At 72.5% G+C, this 404-nt stretch carries 1 protein-coding gene; it reads right to left on the reverse strand.

What is annotated here, in order from left to right; genetic code table 11:
• Positions 1–257: 257 nt before the first annotated feature.
• The gene (locus tag QC029_RS31475; RefSeq protein WP_369281330.1) at positions 258–404 is read right to left on the reverse strand and encodes a DUF6221 family protein; all 147 of its coding nucleotides are present in this window, start codon (positions 402–404) and stop codon (positions 258–260) included.

Genomic DNA, 404 nt, shown 5'->3' on the forward strand with positions numbered 1-404 from the left:
GCGCCCCCAGAGCAACCCAGGCCACCTCGCTGCCGTAGGAGAGCAGGTGGGGCGGCCCGGGCGCCCTAGCGTGGCGCGGCTCCCGGGCCTTCTCATGGGCGGTGCGTCCTGGGGTGTTGCTTCCAGAGTCGGCGGCGCGTCCTCAGCGGGGGCAGGGATTTGCCCCCGCGTCTGTGCCGGGGATGAGCCCGGGTGCTCTGAGCTGGCGGAGCTACCCCGCTGAGGACGCGCAGATGCCCGTGTGGCAGGCGGACCTGTCAGGGCCGCCATTCGGGCCGGCAGTCGGGGTGGCCGGCGTACGGCAGCGCGAGGAGGCGGAGGCTCGTCATTCCGCGGCCGAAGACGCCATCAACGTCGCTGTTCCACACGCTCTCTGCCTCTGCGATGATGGCCCGCTTCGCCAC

This window comes from Streptomyces sp. DH37 (genome assembly GCF_029813835.1).
Taxonomy (GTDB): Bacteria; Actinomycetota; Actinomycetes; order Streptomycetales; family Streptomycetaceae; genus Streptomyces.